Origin of the sequence: Paludibacterium sp., assembly GCF_019232825.1 — a bacterium.
Classification (GTDB): Bacteria; Pseudomonadota; Gammaproteobacteria; order Burkholderiales; family Chromobacteriaceae; genus Paludibacterium.
The window spans coordinates 1-20,001 of record NZ_JAFAND010000084.1; the positions used below are offsets into that span (position 1 = coordinate 1).

Annotated in this window: 23 protein-coding genes and 1 tRNA gene; 15 read left to right on the top strand and 9 right to left on the bottom strand. The window is 47.7% G+C overall.

Translation table 11 applies throughout. The annotated features are described in order from the left end of the window. The first annotated feature begins 56 nt into the window (after window positions 1-56). Window positions 57-132 (top strand) — tRNA-Glu (locus JOZ06_RS10635). 198 nt (window positions 133-330) lie between these two features. Beyond that, window positions 331-1,557: a DUF4113 domain-containing protein gene (locus tag JOZ06_RS10640; RefSeq protein ID WP_293232209.1), complete on the top strand. Its 1,227-nt coding sequence runs from the start codon at window positions 331-333 to the stop codon at window positions 1,555-1,557. Window positions 1,558-1,568: 11 nt separating this feature from the next. Here JOZ06_RS10640 and JOZ06_RS10645 read toward each other — a convergent pair whose 3' ends face one another. From JOZ06_RS10645 to JOZ06_RS10655, 3 genes are all read right to left on the bottom strand, one after another. Continuing rightward, complete coding sequence (locus JOZ06_RS10645) at window positions 1,569-1,868, bottom strand: hypothetical protein (protein ID WP_293232211.1); 300 nt, start codon at window positions 1,866-1,868, stop codon at window positions 1,569-1,571. Window positions 1,869-2,086: 218 nt separating this feature from the next. Continuing rightward, window positions 2,087-3,139, bottom strand: coding sequence for a fatty acid desaturase family protein (locus JOZ06_RS10650; protein WP_293232212.1), 1,053 nt, complete (start codon window positions 3,137-3,139; stop codon window positions 2,087-2,089). An 8-nt stretch (window positions 3,140-3,147) separates the two neighbouring features. Beyond that, window positions 3,148-3,894 (bottom strand): helix-turn-helix transcriptional regulator, encoded by a 747-nt coding sequence (locus JOZ06_RS10655; RefSeq protein WP_293232214.1) that lies wholly within the window; start codon window positions 3,892-3,894, stop codon window positions 3,148-3,150. 219 nt (window positions 3,895-4,113) lie between these two features. Between JOZ06_RS10655 and JOZ06_RS10660 the strand changes: the two genes are divergently transcribed. The 7 genes from JOZ06_RS10660 (at window position 4,114) to JOZ06_RS10690 (ending at window position 8,952) form a co-directional block, all read left to right on the top strand. After that, window positions 4,114-4,272, top strand: a complete 159-nt coding sequence (locus JOZ06_RS10660; protein ID WP_293232216.1) for a hypothetical protein — start codon at window positions 4,114-4,116, stop codon at window positions 4,270-4,272. 1 nt (window position 4,273) lies between these two features. Next, the gene (locus JOZ06_RS10665) at window positions 4,274-4,468 is read left to right on the top strand and encodes a hypothetical protein (protein ID WP_293232218.1); all 195 of its coding nucleotides are present in this window, start codon (window positions 4,274-4,276) and stop codon (window positions 4,466-4,468) included. Beyond that, complete coding sequence (locus tag JOZ06_RS10670; RefSeq protein WP_293232220.1) at window positions 4,465-5,154, top strand: helix-turn-helix transcriptional regulator; 690 nt, start codon at window positions 4,465-4,467, stop codon at window positions 5,152-5,154. The genes JOZ06_RS10665 and JOZ06_RS10670 overlap by 4 nt, the downstream gene beginning before the upstream one ends. A 4-nt stretch (window positions 5,155-5,158) precedes the next feature. Further along, window positions 5,159-5,743, top strand: a complete 585-nt coding sequence (locus JOZ06_RS10675) for a hypothetical protein (protein WP_293232222.1) — start codon at window positions 5,159-5,161, stop codon at window positions 5,741-5,743. Continuing rightward, the gene (locus JOZ06_RS10680; protein ID WP_293232224.1) at window positions 5,740-6,135 is read left to right on the top strand and encodes a hypothetical protein; all 396 of its coding nucleotides are present in this window, start codon (window positions 5,740-5,742) and stop codon (window positions 6,133-6,135) included. Before JOZ06_RS10675 ends, JOZ06_RS10680 begins: the two co-directional genes overlap by 4 nt. Before the next feature lie 271 nt (window positions 6,136-6,406). After that, window positions 6,407-8,629 carry a Z1 domain-containing protein gene (locus JOZ06_RS10685; RefSeq protein WP_293232225.1) on the top strand — a complete coding sequence of 741 codons (2,223 nt, stop codon included), beginning with the start codon at window positions 6,407-6,409 and terminating at the stop codon, window positions 8,627-8,629. Beyond that, window positions 8,626-8,952, top strand: coding sequence for a hypothetical protein (locus JOZ06_RS10690; RefSeq protein ID WP_293232227.1), 327 nt, complete (start codon window positions 8,626-8,628; stop codon window positions 8,950-8,952). Before JOZ06_RS10685 ends, JOZ06_RS10690 begins: the two co-directional genes overlap by 4 nt. A 70-nt stretch (window positions 8,953-9,022) precedes the next feature. Here JOZ06_RS10690 and dcm read toward each other — a convergent pair whose 3' ends face one another. Continuing rightward, window positions 9,023-9,943, bottom strand: coding sequence for a DNA cytosine methyltransferase (gene dcm, locus JOZ06_RS10695; protein WP_293232229.1), 921 nt, complete (start codon window positions 9,941-9,943; stop codon window positions 9,023-9,025). Between the two features lie 77 nt (window positions 9,944-10,020). Here dcm and JOZ06_RS10700 point away from each other — a divergent pair, with 77 nt between their 5' ends. Beyond that, window positions 10,021-10,776, top strand: a complete 756-nt coding sequence (locus JOZ06_RS10700; protein ID WP_293232231.1) for an HNH endonuclease signature motif containing protein — start codon at window positions 10,021-10,023, stop codon at window positions 10,774-10,776. A 59-nt stretch (window positions 10,777-10,835) separates the two neighbouring features. Here the strand turns inward: JOZ06_RS10700 and JOZ06_RS20675 are convergent, their stop codons facing one another. Then, window positions 10,836-11,066, bottom strand: a complete 231-nt coding sequence (locus tag JOZ06_RS20675; RefSeq protein ID WP_366814661.1) for a helix-turn-helix transcriptional regulator — start codon at window positions 11,064-11,066, stop codon at window positions 10,836-10,838. Between the two features lie 93 nt (window positions 11,067-11,159). Here JOZ06_RS20675 and JOZ06_RS10705 point away from each other — a divergent pair, with 93 nt between their 5' ends. Continuing rightward, entirely contained in the window at window positions 11,160-11,333 is a 174-nt protein-coding gene (locus JOZ06_RS10705; protein WP_293232233.1) for a hypothetical protein, read from the top strand. Between the two features lie 15 nt (window positions 11,334-11,348). On the opposite strand, the gene JOZ06_RS10710 is transcribed toward JOZ06_RS10705, so the two are convergent. From JOZ06_RS10710 to JOZ06_RS10720, 3 genes are all read right to left on the bottom strand, one after another. After that, on the bottom strand, window positions 11,349-11,720 hold the full coding sequence (locus JOZ06_RS10710) for a DUF5681 domain-containing protein (RefSeq protein WP_293232235.1): 372 nt from the start codon (window positions 11,718-11,720) through the stop codon (window positions 11,349-11,351). Then, the gene (locus JOZ06_RS10715; protein ID WP_293232237.1) at window positions 11,713-12,957 is read right to left on the bottom strand and encodes a site-specific DNA-methyltransferase; all 1,245 of its coding nucleotides are present in this window, start codon (window positions 12,955-12,957) and stop codon (window positions 11,713-11,715) included. Before JOZ06_RS10715 ends, JOZ06_RS10710 begins: the two co-directional genes overlap by 8 nt. 63 nt (window positions 12,958-13,020) lie before the next feature. Continuing rightward, entirely contained in the window at window positions 13,021-13,527 is a 507-nt protein-coding gene (locus JOZ06_RS10720) for a hypothetical protein (RefSeq protein ID WP_293232239.1), read from the bottom strand. A 285-nt stretch (window positions 13,528-13,812) separates the two neighbouring features. Between JOZ06_RS10720 and JOZ06_RS10725 the strand changes: the two genes are divergently transcribed. Further along, complete coding sequence (locus JOZ06_RS10725; protein ID WP_293232241.1) at window positions 13,813-15,255, top strand: DNA sulfur modification protein DndB; 1,443 nt, start codon at window positions 13,813-13,815, stop codon at window positions 15,253-15,255. 25 nt (window positions 15,256-15,280) lie between these two features. On the opposite strand, the gene JOZ06_RS10730 is transcribed toward JOZ06_RS10725, so the two are convergent. After that, window positions 15,281-16,588: a tyrosine-type recombinase/integrase gene (locus tag JOZ06_RS10730; protein ID WP_293232243.1), complete on the bottom strand. Its 1,308-nt coding sequence runs from the start codon at window positions 16,586-16,588 to the stop codon at window positions 15,281-15,283. 200 nt (window positions 16,589-16,788) lie between these two features. Here JOZ06_RS10730 and JOZ06_RS10735 point away from each other — a divergent pair, with 200 nt between their 5' ends. The 3 genes from JOZ06_RS10735 (at window position 16,789) to JOZ06_RS10745 (ending at window position 19,598) form a co-directional block, all read left to right on the top strand. Continuing rightward, window positions 16,789-17,616, top strand: a complete 828-nt coding sequence (locus JOZ06_RS10735; protein ID WP_293232245.1) for a hypothetical protein — start codon at window positions 16,789-16,791, stop codon at window positions 17,614-17,616. A gap of 140 nt (window positions 17,617-17,756) precedes the next feature. After that, the gene (locus JOZ06_RS10740; RefSeq protein WP_293232246.1) at window positions 17,757-17,963 is read left to right on the top strand and encodes an AlpA family transcriptional regulator; all 207 of its coding nucleotides are present in this window, start codon (window positions 17,757-17,759) and stop codon (window positions 17,961-17,963) included. A 114-nt stretch (window positions 17,964-18,077) separates the two neighbouring features. Then, window positions 18,078-19,598 (top strand): AAA family ATPase, encoded by a 1,521-nt coding sequence (locus tag JOZ06_RS10745; protein WP_293232248.1) that lies wholly within the window; start codon window positions 18,078-18,080, stop codon window positions 19,596-19,598. Window positions 19,599-20,001: the final 403 nt, after the last annotated feature.

Here is a 20,001-nt window from a genome sequence, read left to right on the forward strand (position 1 = left end):
GGCTCGGCTAATCATCCCCCCTCTTGCGGCGGGGCTGCCCCGCTTGCAGACGGCTTGTCCCCTTCGTCTAGAGGCCTAGGACATTACCCTTTCACGGTAGTAACACGGGTTCGAATCCCGTAGGGGACGCCACTTTTCAAAGACTTAGCCGATAATCCTAAAGCCAAAATGATGCATGATGGCCATCACCTGCATCACGTTATCTCGCCTTTTCCCTTTAAAATCAGCGCTGGTTACTACCATTCGCAGTCAGTAACGCAGCATCAGACTTAAGACTTAATTTATTCGAAACGCTGTTCAACGGCGTCCTTTTGACGTAGAGAACATATCATGAACATTATGGACAAACCAATCGGTCTACGCTGGCTGTTTTTGGACATGAACAGCTATTTCGCTTCATGCGAGCAGCAAATGAATCCTGAACTGCGTGGCCAGCCTATTGCGGTTGTCCCGGTCATGACAGATAGCACCTGCGCGATTGCCGCGAGCTATGAGGCCAAGGCATTCGGCATTAAAACAGGAACGCCTATCTGGGAAGCGAAGAAGAAATGCCCTGCCCTCAGGCTGGTTCAGGCACGTCACAGACTTTATGTCGAACTGCATCATAAATTTGTTGATACCATCGAAAGCTGCATCCCCATCGAAACCACGGTCTCAATCGATGAAGTCGCCTGCAAGCTGGATAAAGTTCAGTGTATTCCCGATAACGCCATCATGCTTGCACACAACATCAAACGCGCAATTCGTGAGCACGTTGGAGAGTATCTGAAATGCTCCATCGGCTTTGCCAGTAATCAGCTTTTGGCAAAGCTGGCCTCTGACATGCAGAAGCCTGATGGCCTGACCGTGCTTCACCCAGATCAGATGCCACAAGCGATCCTGCATCTGCAGCCCAAAGACATTTGCGGTATTGGCCGCAATATGGATGCCCGCCTGAAACGGGCCGCCATCAACACGATGCGTGACCTGTGGGATGCTGATGCTCAGACACTACGACGCGTTTGGGGTGGCATCTACGGTGTCCGTTTTCACGCGCTCCTGCACGGAGCCGATATATCCAGTCCTGTTAAATCGCCAACACGCAGCATGAGCCATCAACATGTTTTGGCACCGGTCGAGCGCAGCAAGATCAAAGCCATCGAAGTTATGCGTCAATTGACCGTCCGCGTCGCTCAAAGATTACGCGACGAGGGCATGTATGCCAGTCGTTTATGCATTCACGCTAAAATTCTGCCCGAGGGCTATTACGCCGATGAAATCGCATTCAAGGAAACCCAGGATACAACCTTCCTTCTAGACCTTATGACAAGACTTTGGGATAAAATGCCGAACCTGAAGCCGTTGCGCGTGGGCGTCACGGTCTATGACCTCTCCACGCAGGAAACACACCAGCCGGATTTATTCGATATCGCGCAGCCAAAGCCAAACAATCTTATGAAAGCTATCGATGACTTAAACGGTAAGTTCGGACGCGGCACTGTCGGCTTCGGTACGGCCACACCGGCAATGGGTAGTAAAATCGCTTTCTCACGCGTGCCCGGGATGGATGAGTTTTAACAAGAGCAGGCTTAGTAAGCCATCCGCTTATCATCAACGAAGTCGATCAGGAAGCGTATGGCGTCATCCATTTGCTCGACGGTCAGATCCATGGGGGATTGGAATTTGTAGCGGTTGACCAGCATCGCAGCCACTTCATGGCGCTGCACGTTTGTTTTCTCGGCTACATAGTCGATGATGGTCAGAACCGTATTGTGCATGAGGTGATTGAGCCTGTCCGAAACAGGTGCTACCGGTTTTGGGGGCGGCTGCTTGTTGCGCTGATGCGCATGGACACGAAATTCAATGATCTGCGCCGTATTGCCATTCATGCTGCTGCTCCTTTGGGAAGATGCCAAAAGCTGCACTCGCCTTGAATGGTAGGGATTATACCGAACACGCCATTAGTTGCGGCCCGGATTATCTGTGCGAAAGTAAAATTTCGGGGTTGATTAAGGGAAAAACTCCTCTTGATCTCCAAGCTTACTCCAACAGTTATTCACTTAGAAAAGCACCCATCTTCTTGCCACTAGTTTTAAAGTTGTTTTGATTATGCCACACGGCGGATTGTCGGCGTGATGTTTTGCATCGGCGCCGTCGGGCTGTCCTCGCCGATTGATTCCAGAATTTCCAGCGCGGACTGGTATCTATTGTGCTTGCCCCACGAATGGACAACACTGTTGTTCCCCCAGAAATAGGTTTCGCATTGTTCAGCGGCATCATACTTTGCCCAACCGTTCAATAGTCTGTGGGCGTTCTTCAAATTGTAGAACGGCACGGATGGAGCCAAATGGTGGGCCAAATGCAGCCCATTGTTATGGGGGTGAATAAACCAGCGAAGAAAACCCGTTGTGGGATGATTTCTCGTATACCCGACAAGCGTTCCAGGCAGCAGTCCATGATGATCCGAGATAATAATAAAGGTCGTGATGACGTGGTAGCCTATCGCTCTCGCCAAACCCCACAAGACCAAGAACGTTGCGGCGTACTGACCACCAGCCGTAACAGTCAAACCCGAGAGGACAGCCCCCCACCACAAGGCGAGGTAACATTTGTGCCGGAGGCTGATCTTTCCGAAAGTCTGCTTTAACTCATTCGCCAGCCAGAGATCATAAGAGAGAAGATACTTCAAATAAACGGCGAGCCATCCGTTCTTCATAGCTTCGGGATCGTGGAGCTTGTCAGTGTCGCGATCATCATCTCCAAGATAGGCGTGGTGGGGCAGATGTACTGCTCGATAATATTTTAGCGACTTAAGCATCGGAAAGCATAGAAACAAATTCGCAATCACGTCATTTGCTTTACGGTTCTTCGCTAAAAGAAAATGCGACGCATCATGTGTAAGAACCACAAGGGCTCTCTGTCTGCTGCCAATGACAAGCAGCGCGACGGGCAGCCACCACCAGGAATGGAAGCAAACAAGGCCGGTAAAAAGAAACACGACCAGCCAATTCAGCGAGATCGCCAAAAGGGTTTGGAATACTGACGGTGTGGCAAGACTTTTCATCTCATCCAACTTGCCGTTGTCTCGCAGAAAGTCGTTCATTTCCTTTACATCACCGGTAATCGGAGATTTGGCGAAGCTGTAAGTTTGGTTGCTCATACCCCCTCCTAAACCCGACGGGATTTCTTTTCGGAAACGCTTTGGTCTGCGATGCGTTGTCCCTTTATTTTTGCTTCACTGTGTTGTGAGCCATTTCCGGATGTTCCAAATTCCTCTGACATGCCCCAAAAGATTTCAAACTGCTTGCGGCAAGCATTTGTGATTGTCGGGAACTTCATCAAAATGATTGTTGGTGCCGGAACTGTTTGGAAGTTCATAACGGCGGTGCATTCACCGAAAATGTAGAATAGCACAGGTGAGAAAAGGCCTTTAGGTATCCAGCGGTATTCATTGTAGTCGGAACAGACAATGTTATCGTCACCCTCACAAACGATTGCCAAAACTTTCAGGTCTTTTCTTTGTTCGACAAGTTCCAACATCCTCTTTCTGTGAAATTTCGCATAGTCACCGCCAATGTCGCTTAGAAAATGCTCCTCAAGACCGTATTGTACGATGGTGCCCCCGTGTTTACGGGCGTGCTCGTAGACATGATCAAAGAAACGGCACAGACCATCATGCCCGGTCAAGACCTCAACCCCTTGAGGCTTCAGGCAGACGCCAGAGTTATCGGTGAAATTGACCCCATTTTCATCAAAAACACGGATAATATCCGCGAGCGTTCCTTCACGCGGTTGTACGGCATCATCTTCTATCTTGGTAATGGTGTCACGGGTAAGCCCAGCTTTTTCAGCCAAAATGGCACTAGACCATTTCAATAAGCCCCTCGCTGCTCTAATTTGCCTGCCTATGCTCATGGACAACCCTCGTTATGGCGGATATGTTTATACATAATTCTGGTTAATGTTGCAATTTATTATACAAACAACACTTTAATACCAATTATAATTATTCATATAAATGAAAATGAATAATTATTTTCTGCATTTTGCCTGTTTTCTATTGCTTTCATGACCAGCCATCCCTTACATTCCCGTCTGTAGATAAATGCAGCCCCTTTCTTCCCGAGGTGTTTCATGAAAACCATGAATTTCGACAGTTACGTTATGTGCCATGGCGAAGGCTATGTGCAGTACATCGTGGAAGAAGTCGAGCGGGTGCATGGCATCCGCTACCCCACACCCCAACCACTCGAATATCGCTGGAATGTCGCCGTCAATCAACAGGTGGCCTAACATGACCAACGCCAGCCACCTGATTACCTACACAGAATTGACCACCCTCTACGGCCATAAGGCCGCGAATGACCTGTTGGTCTGTATCGAACAGGCAGCTGATGTTGATCGTAAGGTCGTTCCATTCTGCAAGCAGAAGCGTCTGGAGACTGCTCTGCTCGCGCTAGATCTCGCCGTAGACAAGGACGCTGCATGATAATCAGCGCCGCACAAATTAAGGCGGCCCGCATGATCCTGAACTGGCATCAGGATGAACTGGCCGTCAAATGCGATCTATCCAGAAACACCATCCGCAGTCTTGAGATGGGGAATATCTCCACGAAAAGCGCCAACATCGTGCGCAGCACTTTTGAAGCCGCCGGTCTTGAGTTTCTGGAAGATGATGGCGTCAAGCGCCGCAGCATGACAATCATCGTGCAATCCGGCCATGCCAGCCGTAACGCTCTGTTTGCCCAACTATGGCAAGCCGCCCATTCCCGGTGCGGCACGATCCTGTTCGCGGTTCAATCTCTTGATCATCTTGTGAAGATTTTGGGTGGAGAATCCGCAGATGCCCTGTCTCGCGTGGAGCAGCTCTGCAAAGCGGTGGATGTGAAATGCCTGCTGCTGGAAGAGCCTGATAATCTGCCTGATTACCCGCGCTTCCAGTGCCGCGTCACAACGCAGCAATCCATGGGGGCTGCCTTCTACGCGCTCTATGACGACACCTACATCAATATCGTCCGCAACGGTGCGAATGACTATATGATGGTCGCCTATCATTTACCGCCGCATGCGCGCAGCTATCGCGCTCACTTCACCTGTACGTGGGAAACGGCGTCACTTGTACGCTCCCGGTCTTACGGGATTGACCGATACTCCCGCGAAAAACGTTTGGCCTAAAACCATGCTGCCGATTGAACATAGCGTCTCAATCGGCCCCGAAGCGCAAAAGATAAATTCCCTTCTGGCCATCAGGATCAAAAATCAGCGTTCAATCTGGAAAGCCCAATCGCCCACAATCTCCGCCTCAGTCATTGATACTTGGAGAGCGGATATGACGCGGCACGATCAACGTATTTTGTACTCGGCTTTGGGTTTTCTGGCTGTGGTGTTGCATGAGGGCGAGGCAAATGCCGAACATGGGGCTGCCGACCTGTCTGGCCGCGCCAAATTCATCGCCGGTCTGATTGAGATCTTTTGCAGGGATAATGTGCCGCCGGTTGGTGTCCTGATCGACCTCGACAGTGACGCGTCCATCGAGATCACAGACCAGATCATCGCCCGTCACGTCAAAGAGTTGCGTGAGAAACACGAAACCGTTCTGCCGCAAGAACGCGAGGGTTTGCTCAAGCTTTATGACCGCCTGCGTCACCGGAGCAGCCGCCGCCAGCAGTGCGAGATTTATACCGACGCCAGCGCTGATCGACTGGCCGATCTTGTCCTTCGCTATCTCGATGAAGAAATCGCTGTACAGGAGAAACTGTCATGAACGCCGCCATGTGCAAGAGACCTGAGCAGGATGACGTGCAATCCACCAACCAGAATGAGAAAGTGCCGGAAAGCAACCCATCCCCTGTGGTGGAGGTTGAAAACGAGAGAGAGACTTCATCCGAACCTCATACCCCGCGTGGTGGCGCCTATCATTATTATGACGACGCCGAGAAAATACCGTCATCTCCACCCGACAAATGGGCGCATCTGCCGATGGCGGAACAAATTGCTGAAGCCATTGTCGAATGCCTCAACAAAAACGGCGAGTGCTGGATCATCGATGTCCGCGCCATGGGCTTCTCACTCAACGACATCGCCCGCTATTGGCCCGACGCCTGTTCCATCGCTGAACGGAAAAGGCCGAGGCCGGCACATACAAAAAAAGATTAAACCGAGGGCGTTTAGACATACCCGCCAAAAACTATTTAGAACGCTCTCGTAACTCGAACGTCACAGAAAACATAATAATACCAACATGCTAAGTATAACCTCTATGCACCACAGCGGGGCCTATGGCAAGGCACATCATGCTCCACACATTTCCTCGCCTGCCCCCCAACAACATATATTTTACTTTCCAAGTAAATGGGGCTGGACTCTCAATAAAACCAGTGCAACCTAATGTAAAATTTGCACTGTAACCGTTAGGTGTGAGGCCAATATGTTTCCATCAGGTTTTTATGACAGGCTTAAAGAAGCTCGGAGATTATCAGACTCTCCTGAATCAGAAGAATTAGAAAAATGTGTGCACAACACAGTTGCACAGCTTCTTTCTCAACCAACTGATGCGAGAAAGCCAGGAATGCTTCTCGGCAAGATTCAATCAGGAAAAACACGCGCTTTTCTTGGGGTAATCGCAGAATCTTTTGATAAAGGATTCGACGTCGCTGTCGTGTTAACAAAGGGCACCAAAACTCTCGCCAAACAAACCGTAAATCGTATCTCCAAGGAGTTTTTTATTTTTCGTGAAGCTGAGCAACTCGCGGTTTATGATATCATGAGTATTCCCGATCTTGCTGATTGGGAAATCGATGAGCAAAAATTGGTCATTATCGCGAAAAAAGAAATCAATAATCTTCGGCGCCTTGTAAAACTATTCTCTGAGACTCATCCGAGTCTATCACAAAAGCGCGTTCTAATTATAGACGACGAAGCCGACTTCGCCTCAATACGCTTTACCAAGAAAAAAGATTCTGCAGAAATAGAACAAGGGAGGATCGCAGATCGCATAGACGAGCTGCGTCGTGAGTTAATCAACCCAGCAGTGTTACAAGTTACCGCAACCCCTTATTCCCTTTACCTTCAACCTGAGGAATATGAGGTCCAACCCGGAACAAATTTTACGTTTGAAGATAAACGGCCAGCCTTTACTGAACTCGTTCCCATCCACTCGGGATATGTTGGAGGAGACAATTACTTTGGTGAACACACTGATAAACGGTCAGAATATTACTTATGGCACGAGGTTCATCCAGATGAATTGACGGCTTTAAAAAAAGAGGACCGGAGGCGTATAAAAAAAGAGCAAGTACTAACCACAGATAAAGCTGAAGCGCTGCGTCATGCACTTGTTACATTTGTGGTTGCAGCAACTGTTCGCCGACTTCAACAGAAACATGCCCGAGAAGCCTTAAAACGCTATTCTATGATTGTGCATGTTGAAACCTCTCGTAATTCTCATACATGGCAGCACACAGTCTCTGGCGACATAATAGACGGATTAAAGAGTGCGATTAAGTTTGGTGATAAAATATTTAGGGCCTTAGTCGACGAGGCCATCATAGACATTCGTCGTTCAGTGGAAGCAGAAGGCCTACCTATGCCAAATGATTCGGACATTTTTGATGAAGTAAAAAATGCTTTTCAAAAAGGTGCGGTTGTTACTGAAAAAGTAAATTCGGATAATGACGTTGAAGCCTTGCTCGATGAAAATGCCGAATTGCGATTGCGTACCCCTTATAACGTTTTTATCGGTGGACAAATTCTCGATAGAGGCATAACCGTACCAAACCTGATAGGGTTTTATTATGGGCGTTCGCCGCGCCGTATGCAGCAAGACACCGTTCTTCAGCATGCCCGCATGTACGGCAGCCGCCCCAGAGCAGATTTAGCTGTTACAAGATTTTATACTACGGCAAATAATTATATGGCATTACGTTCCATCCATGAATTTGACTCTGCACTCCGCTATGCGTTCGAAACCAATGCCCACGAGCGAGGCGTGGCTTTTGTGGTGAAAGATCAAACAAATCGCGTTATTCCGTGCTCGCCGAATAAAATTCTTGCATCAGATATAATTGCATTACGCCCAGGCCAAGCTCATGTCCCATTTGGTTTTCAAACTAAGCCTAAAACTGTTTTAGCTCCCATTACTCAAGAAATAGATCTGTTAATTCCAAGAGCTGCTCTGGATACCGGTGTTCCGATCAAAATACCAACAAACTTATCCATAAAAATTATATCTCTTGCAGAAACCTGCCTAGAATTTGAACCAGGCTATGAATTTGGATGGGAATCTTTTAAAGCAGCCATAGAGTATTTTTCTCGTATTGCATCACCACCCAGCGAACGCAATCAATGCTGGATTTATACAAAAGTAGGCAGAGTCTTGGAAAGAAAAAGAAAGTCCGGCGATCGTTTTGCTAACGAACCAAACTCGTATCAAGACCGCACAGTGATTAAACAAAATTCAGAACACCTTCCTACCCTTGCTTTATTTCGCCAAGAAGGAAGAGAAGTAGATGGTTGGAGAGGATCGCCCTTTTGGTGGCCAGTTCTTTTTGCTCCAGCAAGAGCAAAACCGAGTATTTTCGCTTCAACTATGAATGGACAGTCAATCGATACGACAGAAACGGAAAAAGATTCTTCTGTGGAGGCTGCATGACACGAGCAGAACCCAGTGGCAGAAGGTTGAATGAAAAAGATGCCGCACTTGTAAAAGGCATGTTAAGCAGAGGTGATAGGCACCATGATATAGCCGCTTGGTTTGGAGTGAACCAGGGACGAATTGCGGAGGTGAACCAGGGAACAGCATTTGCCAATGTACCGACAGCTTATGAAAGTGACCTCCCTCCCAAAGGACCGTACTCTTCCGGTAGGGCAGCTCACCGCGCAATACAGGCTTTAGAGAATGTCCAAAGTGCTTTAGACCTTGCAAAAGAAACTGTGGACAGCGCCCTGAAAGAAATCAGAGACGGTAATCTTTAAATAAAATTATCCACCTGCAGCGGCCTATATACAGACATTTCATCGCAGAGAGTCATGCGCGAGCCCAAAATTAAGCAATTCTCATCTTTCTGGAGACACCTTCAATCCCTTTTTCTTCGATCGCGCATATTTTGCCTGCGATGAACTTCGCGATGGGAGGGGCGACTGCGTTGCCAATGAGCCGCCCTCTGCGACCGTCCAACCCTCTGGGAATCCCATGAGTTTCTCGCACTCTGTCCAAGTCAAGTTTCTGGCCACATAGAATTGGTCTGTCAGTGTGGCCGCCCTGATGTCTTCCAGTCTGGGCGCGTATCGTGGGGCTATAGCTTTTTGCTTTGGTATATCCAAAGCCTCCGCGACGCTGTACCAAAAGCGGAGTGTTTCCGATAAACTCTTCTGAAAAATCGGATCCAGAGTCCTTTTTGCCCTTTTCTCCCGGCGCAGAATCCCTAAGCAATTTGCTGCCGTCAGAATAGAACTGATATGCACTTTCTGATCTATAAGATCCGACAATGAATATTCTCTCTCTATTGTGGGGAAGACCCGCGCTGAGAGTGTTACACGAGAACCAGATCCCCAGATACCCGATCTTTTCGAGCTCGTCGATAACGACTTCAAACGCTTCCCCTTCATCTGCACTGAGGAGGCCTGCCACATTTTCAAGGACAACCCATCTGGGTTTATGGCTTGCAGCAAGAAGTTCTGCAAATTTGTAAAATAGCCCACTTCTTTTTCCATTAAGCCCTTTCCTTTGGGTGTTCGCATGACTGATGTCTTGGCACGGCCAACCGGCTGCCCAGAGATCAGCTTGAGGAATTTGGGATGGTTTGAGTGTGTTGATATCGTCATGCAGGGGCACCTTTGGCCAATGCCTTTGTAAGATACGCTGGCAATAAGAATCAATTTCACACTGAAACACGGCCTCCATCCCAGCCTGTTCAAAGCCGAGATCGAACCCTCCGATTCCAGAGAAAAATGATGCAAATTTCATCGTTATTGAGTCTGCCATAAGTTTGGGTCTAGTCTAGCTTAATTAAATTTTTTCTTGAATGAAAGCGGTATCCGACAATGGTCAGCAATAGCCGTGCAAGCAAAGGATTGCTTTTAGAGCCAACAAAGACTCCTAATATTTCCGAAGAAAAAAGGAGCAAATGGCTTGCGGACGCAATCGCAGGTTTTGTGGCCCCTACACCGGCCAACAGGCGAATTTATAAGATCATTCTCGAATCATTCTGGCCCGTTGGGCACGGCATACCAGGCCCAGTTCTTACAGAAAAAGAAGTTCGCGCAGAAGTTGATAGACACCGCAATACGGAAGGCTTGCCCCCTTATAAAGATGTGTTTCGACGACTAAGAGAGCTTCAAGGAGAGGAGGGTTTCACTTGCATCATTAAGGAAGGAACAAAATATCAATTACAGCATCTAGATCTTTCTCCAAAAAGAGAACCTAGAGCTAAGCCGGACAAAAAAGTGTGGGACGCGATCAAGCAGAGCTATAATTTCAAATGTGCCAACTGCGGTCAACAAGAACCGCATATTAAATTAAGCCCTGACCATCGAGTACCCCGGTCTAGAAACGGTGGAAATGAGCCAGAAAATTGGCAGCCGCTTTGCGAGCAATGCAATAACATCAAAAGCACAACCTGTCGCGGTTGCTCCCTGAATTGTTATGTTTGTTCTTGGGCATTCCCAGAGAAATACAAACAGATTGTTATTGCTGACAATAACAAAGCGCTCATACAGCGCATCGCTGAAAAAAACGGAGAGAGTCAATCAGAACTCGTGAACAAAATTTTACAAAATTACTTTAACAGCAACCGCTAATACCCAAGAGCCACTCGGCTGTATATAGACACCATGCTCGACTATCGCCGGAAGTCGAGTTATTTCCGCGTGGACGGTTCCTTAACCGGATCAAGTAGGCGGGCCGGCGGCACGTCCAGCGCCTTTGCAAGTTTCTGCAACACAGTCACAGTCGGATTACGCCCACCACGCTCCACACCACTAACATAGGTCCGGTGCAGGCCAGACTCAAATGACAGCTCTTCCTGCGACCATTTGCGCTTTTCGCGCAACTGCCGAACATTTAAACCCACTTGCCGCCGAATATCCATAGCTGCAGCAGATAATTTTGTTGCTTTTCAGTCTACATCCTATGAGTCACAATTCTGTTGCCTTGCGGCAGGCTTTATGGCCATATGTAGACTATGAGTATCGATGATCCACAAACGGCAAATGACCGAACCAACCCGGTCAATCATAATGACCTGTCTCCCGATGGTGGTGGTGGCAGGCCCGAGTTCATTATCGTTTACGCCGCCTTTTCTCTATCCGGAGGCATAGTTGGCTTCTTGCTGGGCTGGCTGATGCATGGGCCGTAAGCCCCCGCCAGCTAACTAATCGTCATCACGCAAGAAGCGTTTCGCTTCTTCCACCCTAGACATGGCCTCAAACATCATGTGGTTACGGTGCATCTCCTCCAACAAGGGGATCAGCTTGATCATGGCGGCGATGCTACGGTCATTACCGCTGATCGCGCCATTGATCACTCTTTTAACGAACCCCTCGCCTTTACTGAGTTTCACTTCTTTACCACCTTCGGAGAGTTGCATCATTTTCTGCAGATCATCATAAAATAACCCTATGATACTACGCTGGCCTTGCTTGGGCCTACCCCTGGGATTGCCACTCTTGCCAGGCTTGTAGCGGGTATGCTTTGGCGGCTTTTTATACCCCACGTCATAAGGTTTTTGATTATCTTCAGACATGTGCACCCTCCGTCGCGTTTTCGTCGAAGGTCTTACCCGTCGCGCCATGGATGGCCGCACGCCCCGTGTGGCGCTGCCAACGCCGGACGGTGGCGTCGACATAAAGCGGGTCCAGGTCCATGCCGTAGCAGATGCGCTTCGTGCGCTCGGCCGCAATAAGGGTCGTCCCACTGCCAATAAACGGGTCGAGCACAAGGCCGCCGCGGGGACTGCTATTACGGATCGACCGCATAACGAGGCCTACCGGCTTCATAGTTGGATGCAGGTCGTTTCTGGCCGGCTTATCAAAAAACCAGACGTCACCTTGGTTTCTGGCGCCACACCAGTGATGCCCCCGCCCCTCAGGCCAACCGTACAGGATGGGTTCATACTGTCTTTGATAGTCTGAGCGGCCCAGGGTGAAGCTATCCTTCGCCCAAATGATGGTCGTGGACCAATGCCCGCCTGCCTGCGTAAACGCCGCCTGTAAAGCCGGCAATTCGCTTGACGACATGCATATGTAGATCGCGCCCTTCGTGACCTGAAGAATATTCGCGCACGCCACCCGTAGAAAGGCCTCAAATTTGTCGCCCAAAGCGTCGTTCATAATGGAGCGGTGCTTACCGTCCTTCGTTTCATAATCGACATTATAGGGCGGATCTGTAAAGGCCATGTCCGCCGTCTTACCGCCCATCAGGGCCTGTACTTCATCGGATTTGGTGGCGTCACCACATCCAACACGGTGTTCGCCCAGCACCCAAACGTCACCAAGTTGAGTTACTGATGGCTTCGACGGATTAACGTCTACGAGATTACCGTCATCAAAATCCTGTGTCAGGCCATGAACAATCAGTTCGATTTCCGGAAGATCAAACCCGGTCAAGGTGATGTCCAGATCAGGTTCCAGCGTCAGCAGGTGCTGGAACTCAATTGCTAAAATATTCTTATCCCACCCGGCTTTTTCCGCCAGCCTATTGTCGGCAATAACGTATTGGCGGATCTGTTCTTCGGTTAAATTATCGCGCATGATTGTCGGCACAGTTTCCATACCCAGCGCCTTTGCGGCTTCAACCCGGCCATGACCGGCTATGATCCGATGCCTGCCATCGACGATGACAGGATTGATGAAGCCGAAGGCTTCGATGCTGCTGGCGATCTGCCGGATCTGTTTATTACTATGAGTGCGCGCGTTGCGCTCATAGAGCTTGAGCTCATCAACCGGTGTGTAGGTGATGGCTAAAACCGATGTCTCGGTCATATTTCTCTCCTTTGCTACGACGGAACAATTTCCGTCAGAAACAAAGTCAGGCCACTGATCGCGCTATCCGGCTTTCGAGACCTTAATACGGCTGAGCCGATGTTTCAGCCCGCTAGTCTTTGCTGATTTCAGCTTTCCATCATGGTTCTTAAAATTAATAAATTCATCGTCGATATCTTCAATCACCCCCATATGTTGGCGTTGTTCTAACTCGACATATAGTTCTTCAGCCGTGATCTTCGGTTTTTTCTGAATAATTTCGGTAATCAGATCATGTAGCGCGTCGCCTTTAGGCGCCGCGCCGCCCCTTGCGGCCCTCTGATGCAGGGCTCGTGCTTTCGCATTAGCCGCCAATTCCAGGGCGGCTTCAAACTCATTACCAGTCGCCCAGGACATGCCACGCTGCCATTCTGACTGCATAATATCAATGGCGGTCTCGTGAATCGCTTCGTCCGCCATACGCTCCCGGCGTAAAGTGTAGCGCGCGTCCCAAAATTTATTGTTGCGTTGGTTAATTTCAACGGGGGAAGGTTGAACCGTAACAGTGGCCACACTAAGCACTTCCAGCATCGCAGACTCCCTGGCTGTACCGATCACGAACAGGCAACTGATTCGCTACCTCATCCGGCCTTATTGTAACACAAAGGGCGATTTTTATAAAACATACGCCAATAAATTTTCCCTGGTAAAATTTATACAAATCCAGGCTTGACATGGGCCAGCACTCGGTGGCATGATGGCCCTATGCTGACTTGATTCGTTTTTGCCAAACGTTTTGAAAAGGCTGGATATCCCTGCTCCCCGGGCCGGCTGTAAGGCAGTGCTGGTTCGGGGGCAGTCAACTTTAGGTCAACCATGAAAGCTAAACCTCTCTATCGACCATTACGCGAAATCGGCAAAACTGCTGACTCTACAGAACGCCCATATAAAGTCTTTTATAACGTCAACATGGGCAATACGACTTTCCTCATTACTCTGCCTCTTTTTGATTTTTATCGTATGAGCGCGATTGCGAATGAGCAAATCCCTAATATTGCCGCAACCGACATCGCACAGCGCCCTATAGATATGGACCACGCCAATAGATTAGCTAACTATGTTCTCAAAGGTCTCATTTATTCCGTTATTACAAAGAGAGAAAGCGATGGACGGGCCGTTCCAAGCGCATACACAAAAATTCAACGCCTAATCGGACACCAACCCTATATCGCTCTCCAGCCACTAGTTTGTAATTTAAGAAATTGCGCGCGCGACGGCGCCGATCTTCGAGCACGAGCCCTGAATGTATTTAACGTATCTGAAACCCAAGAAATTGCAGCCTATGAAATCCTATTATCGCAAAAGCATATTTTATGGGTGATTGATGGCCAACATCGGCGAAAGGCCCTTGAAATAGTTTTTGACTTTATCGATCACGCCCTTTCTACCCATGCCTATCCCATTAAAAAAACAGTTTTCCCATTGTCTGGAGAACAGGTGAAGTCAGACGAATTGCAGCTGTGGAGCGAGTGTAACGAAATTGCTCGATCAGAATGCAAAATTGCTGCTGAGGTACATCTCGGCCTGAAACCACCTGAAGAACGGCAACTTTTTCATGATCTCAACAATCTAGGAAAGAAGGTTGAAACCAGCCTCGCTTTGGAGTTTGACAGAGGAAATCCTGTTAATGTCTTTGTCCAAGATCGCCTAATCAAGGAGATATTAAATTGGCCTGTTGTAGATCGTGACATCATTAACTGGCATGAAGATGATGGATCCATTACACGCAAGGATCTCGTTTCGATAAGCACGCGATTAATTATTAACAAAACCAATCCTAAGGGAGCGACCCCTGCCATTGTCGATCCCAGATTGGATAAAGCCATAGATTTCTGGCATGCGGTACAAAGAATCCCTCACATCGGTCGCAAAGGCGCTAAAACAAAAACAGTCGCAGCCCAGCCGGTAGTCCTAAAGGCTCTGGCAAAAATTGCTTTCGATCTATGCTTCGGCCGTGAGCGTAAGCTTAATCTTTCACAGAAATTTTTCCGCGATATCCCAAAGATAGATTTTTCTCATGAAAATAGGATGTGGGGATACTATCGCCTGACAAAAGTTGAGCGCAGCAAAGCTGGTTTAAAGGGTCTGGAAGAATATCTGCCAGATGACTCACGCGAAGGCATCGATTTTAATAGGGATATTGGTGACTACGACGCTGCAAAAATGATGCGATTTGGAGCCAAACATAATGACATATATCCTATCATAGGAGATATGGTGCGCTGGCAGCTTGGGCTCCCGAATAGAAACGAACGATAGGACTCTCTGATAAAACTTACCCCCATTAGATTGCATCTAATGTCGGGAAATTCTCTCTAATAGCTTGGGCAACATAGCCCGGACTGATATGGGCATAATGCTTTTCCGTAATAATGGTGTTGGAATGCCCTAGCTGTTTTGCAATCACAATCAACGGCACACCTTTCATGGCCAACAAGCTGGCATGCGTGTGTCTAAGCACATGATAGGTAATGGGTGGATCTATCGCCGCACGAGTACAGGCATCATGAATACGGCGGCTTTGCAGCGACTTTCCCCAGGGCTTGCTCACTTTTGTTAGGAAGATGTGCTCCGTGCGCGATTTATTTTTTGTAACTGTTTCAAAGAATTTCTTTGCCTCGTCCGTCAAAACGACATGACGCGGCTTGCCATTTTTGGTTAGCCGAATATATAGGGTCCCCGTATCCGGCCTGTAATCTTCAGCCACCAGTCGGCAGATTTCGCCATACCGACATCCTGTGAAAAGAGAAGCTTGCACAATAAGGCGTAGGTCAGGCTCACATGCTTTGATCAGGCGGACACATTCTTTTTCATCTAGATAGCGAATAACCGGAGCCTCGACATTACGGAATGCCCTTACGCGCCGCCATGCAAGGTCAGAAGCAACGCTACCCTCTCGCCAAACATAATTAAGAGCAGCCTTCAAAACATTGAGGTTGCGATTGGCCGTCACCCGACGCCGGCGAATAAATTCCGGATCGTCGCTCCATGCCTGCATATTTTGTTCAGGCGCACCTTTTTTTGTTCGCAGGCGCAAGGGGGTGCGTGATATTTCTTGATGCCATTCCGATATCTGCTTGGTTGTCAGTTCATGAACTTGAATGTTGCCTAGCTTAGGAAGGATATGCGCGTTAACAATATTACTCATAACCGGCAAGCCTTTTCCCTCCTTAGCATAATGCCTGAGGTAATCCTGGACAGCATCCGCGACAGTATAGCTGGCCGAATTGCCACCTTGGATAATCTGCGGCAATGCATAACCTTCTCGTCGTCTGTGCAGACCACCAAATCGCCCCCCAACCGAATTCATATCAACGGAGATAGTTGTTTGATCGTGGAGAGGCGCTCGTATTTCTTTGTAAACACGTTTGCCTTCCGTGTTTTTGATACTGGCAATATTCAAGCCAAGTTTGTTTTTAAAAACACTTAGAACACCCCGAATGCTGTGCGGTTGCCAACCAGTGGCCAGTGTTGCTCGTTCAATAGTCAGACCATCTGGATGCCGCAGCATTTCAAGCAAACATTCCTGTTTGCCATATGTACTGCTGATCTGCTCTTGTGAGTTTTGCACTATCAAAGCGTTGCCATGCATCTTCTGCCTCCTGGAATGATGATCTTTGGCCATGAATGCGTTGATGCCGACGCACATCCAGTAGAAACAGGATCATTAAATTGCTTTTAATACCTATCAATAGATCACAACCAAACATCTGCTGCTGACACCACCTCCAGTCTTGGCTCGAGTAGAACTTAGTGGATATACTGGCTCGAATAGGCTGGAGAGATGCGGCAATGACTTTGTTGATGATATGGAAAGAGGCCAACGTCGAACGTATCTGGCTGGTTAGCGATAGTCGATTGTCCAACGCCGGAGAAGCCGGTGGACACACGGCATTCACAGATCGCGCTGCCAAAATATTGGAAATACCAGCAATCTTGAGCGGCCCCAGGACCCCGAAGGCATGCCCTACTCGATCCGTTTCCATCGGGTTTGCTTATACTGGTAGCACATTAATTGCCTTACAAGCTTATACAGCCGTACTTCCTCTTTGGTCTCGATTAGAAACAACACAAGTTTCCACCCTACCTTCGATCAAAGAATTCGCAGAACATCTTAAGATTTTTATGGAAGCCTATGCTCACGAAATGGGAAGTAATGGACATGATGTCGGATGCCAATGCGTCCTTGTTGGCCCAAACGATCCAACTGGCGTTTTGGATGCATGGCTTGTTGAAACCAAAGTAGAAAATGGCTGCTTTACGGCTCTGTCTCGGCAACTTAACTTTTTATCTTCCAATTATGTCGAGCTGTTAGGAAGTGGTCGCACAATGGCGGCAGAACGGCTTATGAAGATTGCTCCCAATGGAGAAGCATGGAGCAGAGAACCGTTACGAATGATCCGTGACTATCTTGGTGAAGATCGCGCAGGAAGCGTGGGCGGTGCAGTACAGATAGGGATAGCAACAGAGGTTGGTTGTGAAATGCATTTTGACGTTCAGCCCCTTACCGTCGGCAAGCCCTTGGGCACTCCTTTTGTTGCTATGACTTATCGTGGCTTTGATTTCTTCAAGATAGGCCGGATTGGGGATGCCTTCATAACCCTAAGGGGCATAACCTAACCGCAGCCCCTGCAAAGTTTGTATGAAATTTATTTGTTGTTTGGGTTCGAATCCCTGATCGGGATTCGTATTGTGCCTAATTCTTGCCACAGATTCTCACGAAATTTTTGTATCCGAAACAAAACAATGGAGATGCAGCTATGCAAACAAGATTTTTACGCCTTCCCGAAGTCAAAGAACGCACCGGCCTTTCGCGCAGTACGATTTATGACATGATAAGCAAAGGGTTGTTTCCAAGGCAAATAAAACTAGGCATTAAAGCGGTTGGATGGGTTGAAGAGGCCATTGAAAACTGGATAATTGCCAAAATCAACTCGATCCGGCTCACAGAAAAGGTTGACCAATAAATCTTAGACGCAAGACAACCGCGAGATTTAAAAGACCTAGACCGCTCATGTTAAACCATTTAGCCTGACTATCTTATGTAGATCACTAACAGTGGATAATAAGGACTAATCATCATGAGCGGTCGAAAGAGTCGTCCCGATCTTGTTAGAAAACTTACAGGCAAGTGGACAAGCATTTACCAACAGACGCCGTATTTGAAATCCGTCTCCTTAGGAAAACAGATTAAGCTGCGCGGCATACACGATAGCAAACTGGAATATAAGTTTCCTCTAACTGTTATATGCGGCCCCAATGGAACTGGAAAGACAACATTTATTGCTCTTTCTCTCTTAGCGTTTCATCATACAAAATCTCTCACACTATCCAATAACCGCAAGGGATACTTCGACTTCACCCACTTTTTTGGATCTTCAAATAAAGAAAAGCACGAAACTGGCATCAGTATAGCATGGGAATATACAAATCAAACTAGCGACAGCTTTACTAAAGGCACGGAACGATGGATACGATACATCAGGAATGATGGCGCCCCTCGGCGTCCTCAAAGAGGAGTTGAGTTTGTTGGTCTATCTAGAATAGTGCCCGCTTTTGAACGACGCGGATACAAAGGTTTATTCAGTAATTTTGAGAAACAGCCATCTACTCAATCACCTGATTTAAGTAAATATCTTTCCCAAGTTTTGGCTAGATCATACGGCACCGTTAAATCATATCAAGGCACGAACGGAAGCGGTGTGCATAGATTGAATGATTATGCAAGCCATACGAGCTTCAATGCTGGCGCTGGGGAAGAATGTTTGGCCAATATCCTCGATACACTTCTGAGGGCTGATAATGGCGCGTTCATAGCAATAGAGGAAATAGAAATCGGTCTGCATCCTGCCACGATGGAAGCACTAGTGGATGCCTGCCTGGAAATTATTTACAACAAAAATTTGCAGGTTGTTATCACTACACACTCACCTGATTTTCTTAGAGCATGTCCAAGTGAAAGCCTTGTATTAGCCGAGCGAGGGGGAGATAAAGTTTCCTTTTTCCATCGCCCGAACCTTGAGGGAGCCATATATAACTTAGCCGGCAAAGCTGCCACCGACTTGTATATTGTATGTGAAGACAAAGCTGCTGCTGCTCTTATAAATGCAATGACCACCAGCAAACAGCGCAAAATAATCAATATAAAGGGATACGGCAGTGAAAGCGAATTACTGCAGAAAGCGGAAAGCATCAAAGAAGTCACTCAAAAGAAAGTTCTCGTAGTTTGGGACGGCGATGCCCCCGATTATATAAATGAGGCAAAACAAAAAAATATATACGCCGCTAAACTGCCGGGCCTTCTCATGCCAGAAGAAGAGATAGCGAATACTATAGTGGACGACAGTCTACAATCATCTTTCATGGCCAAATATGAAATTGATGACGCTGAATGGGACTCATACAAAAACAAAATTTCTTCGTTAATAGACAAACATGATATTTTCTATTGTACAGCTCAAGCTTTGAGCAAAGATCAAACGGTTGTTATCGAAGGTTTATGTGAACTGTTTTATAATCTGAAAAAATCTGATTTCGCAGACTTAAGAGCACTGATAGAAATGTGCCTATCTGCTTCTGACAGAAAAAAGGAAGCTGCCTAGTCATAAAATCCTTGTTCTCTCGCGAGATAAACGCCAATAGATCCCTGTTAAACCAAAAATTATTCCCTGTTAATTGCCACATCATCGCTTCCATCATGATGCGCATCATGATGATAAATCGCGCTTTTTGATGCATTTTGCTGGTTACTACCGTTTGTAAGCCGCGGATATTCCCTGTTTTTTCCCTGTAAAACAGGGATTTAGGAGGAGACGATGGCTTTCACGGTAGTAACACGGGTTCGAATCCCGTAGGGCAGACTTAGCAGACAATCTTAAAGTCAAAATGATGCATGATGGCCATCACCTGCATCGCCCTGTTCAGCATTTTCCCTTTAAAATCAGCGCTGGTTACTACACATCAACGGTAGTAACACGGGTTCAAATCCTGCAAAGCGTGGGAAGG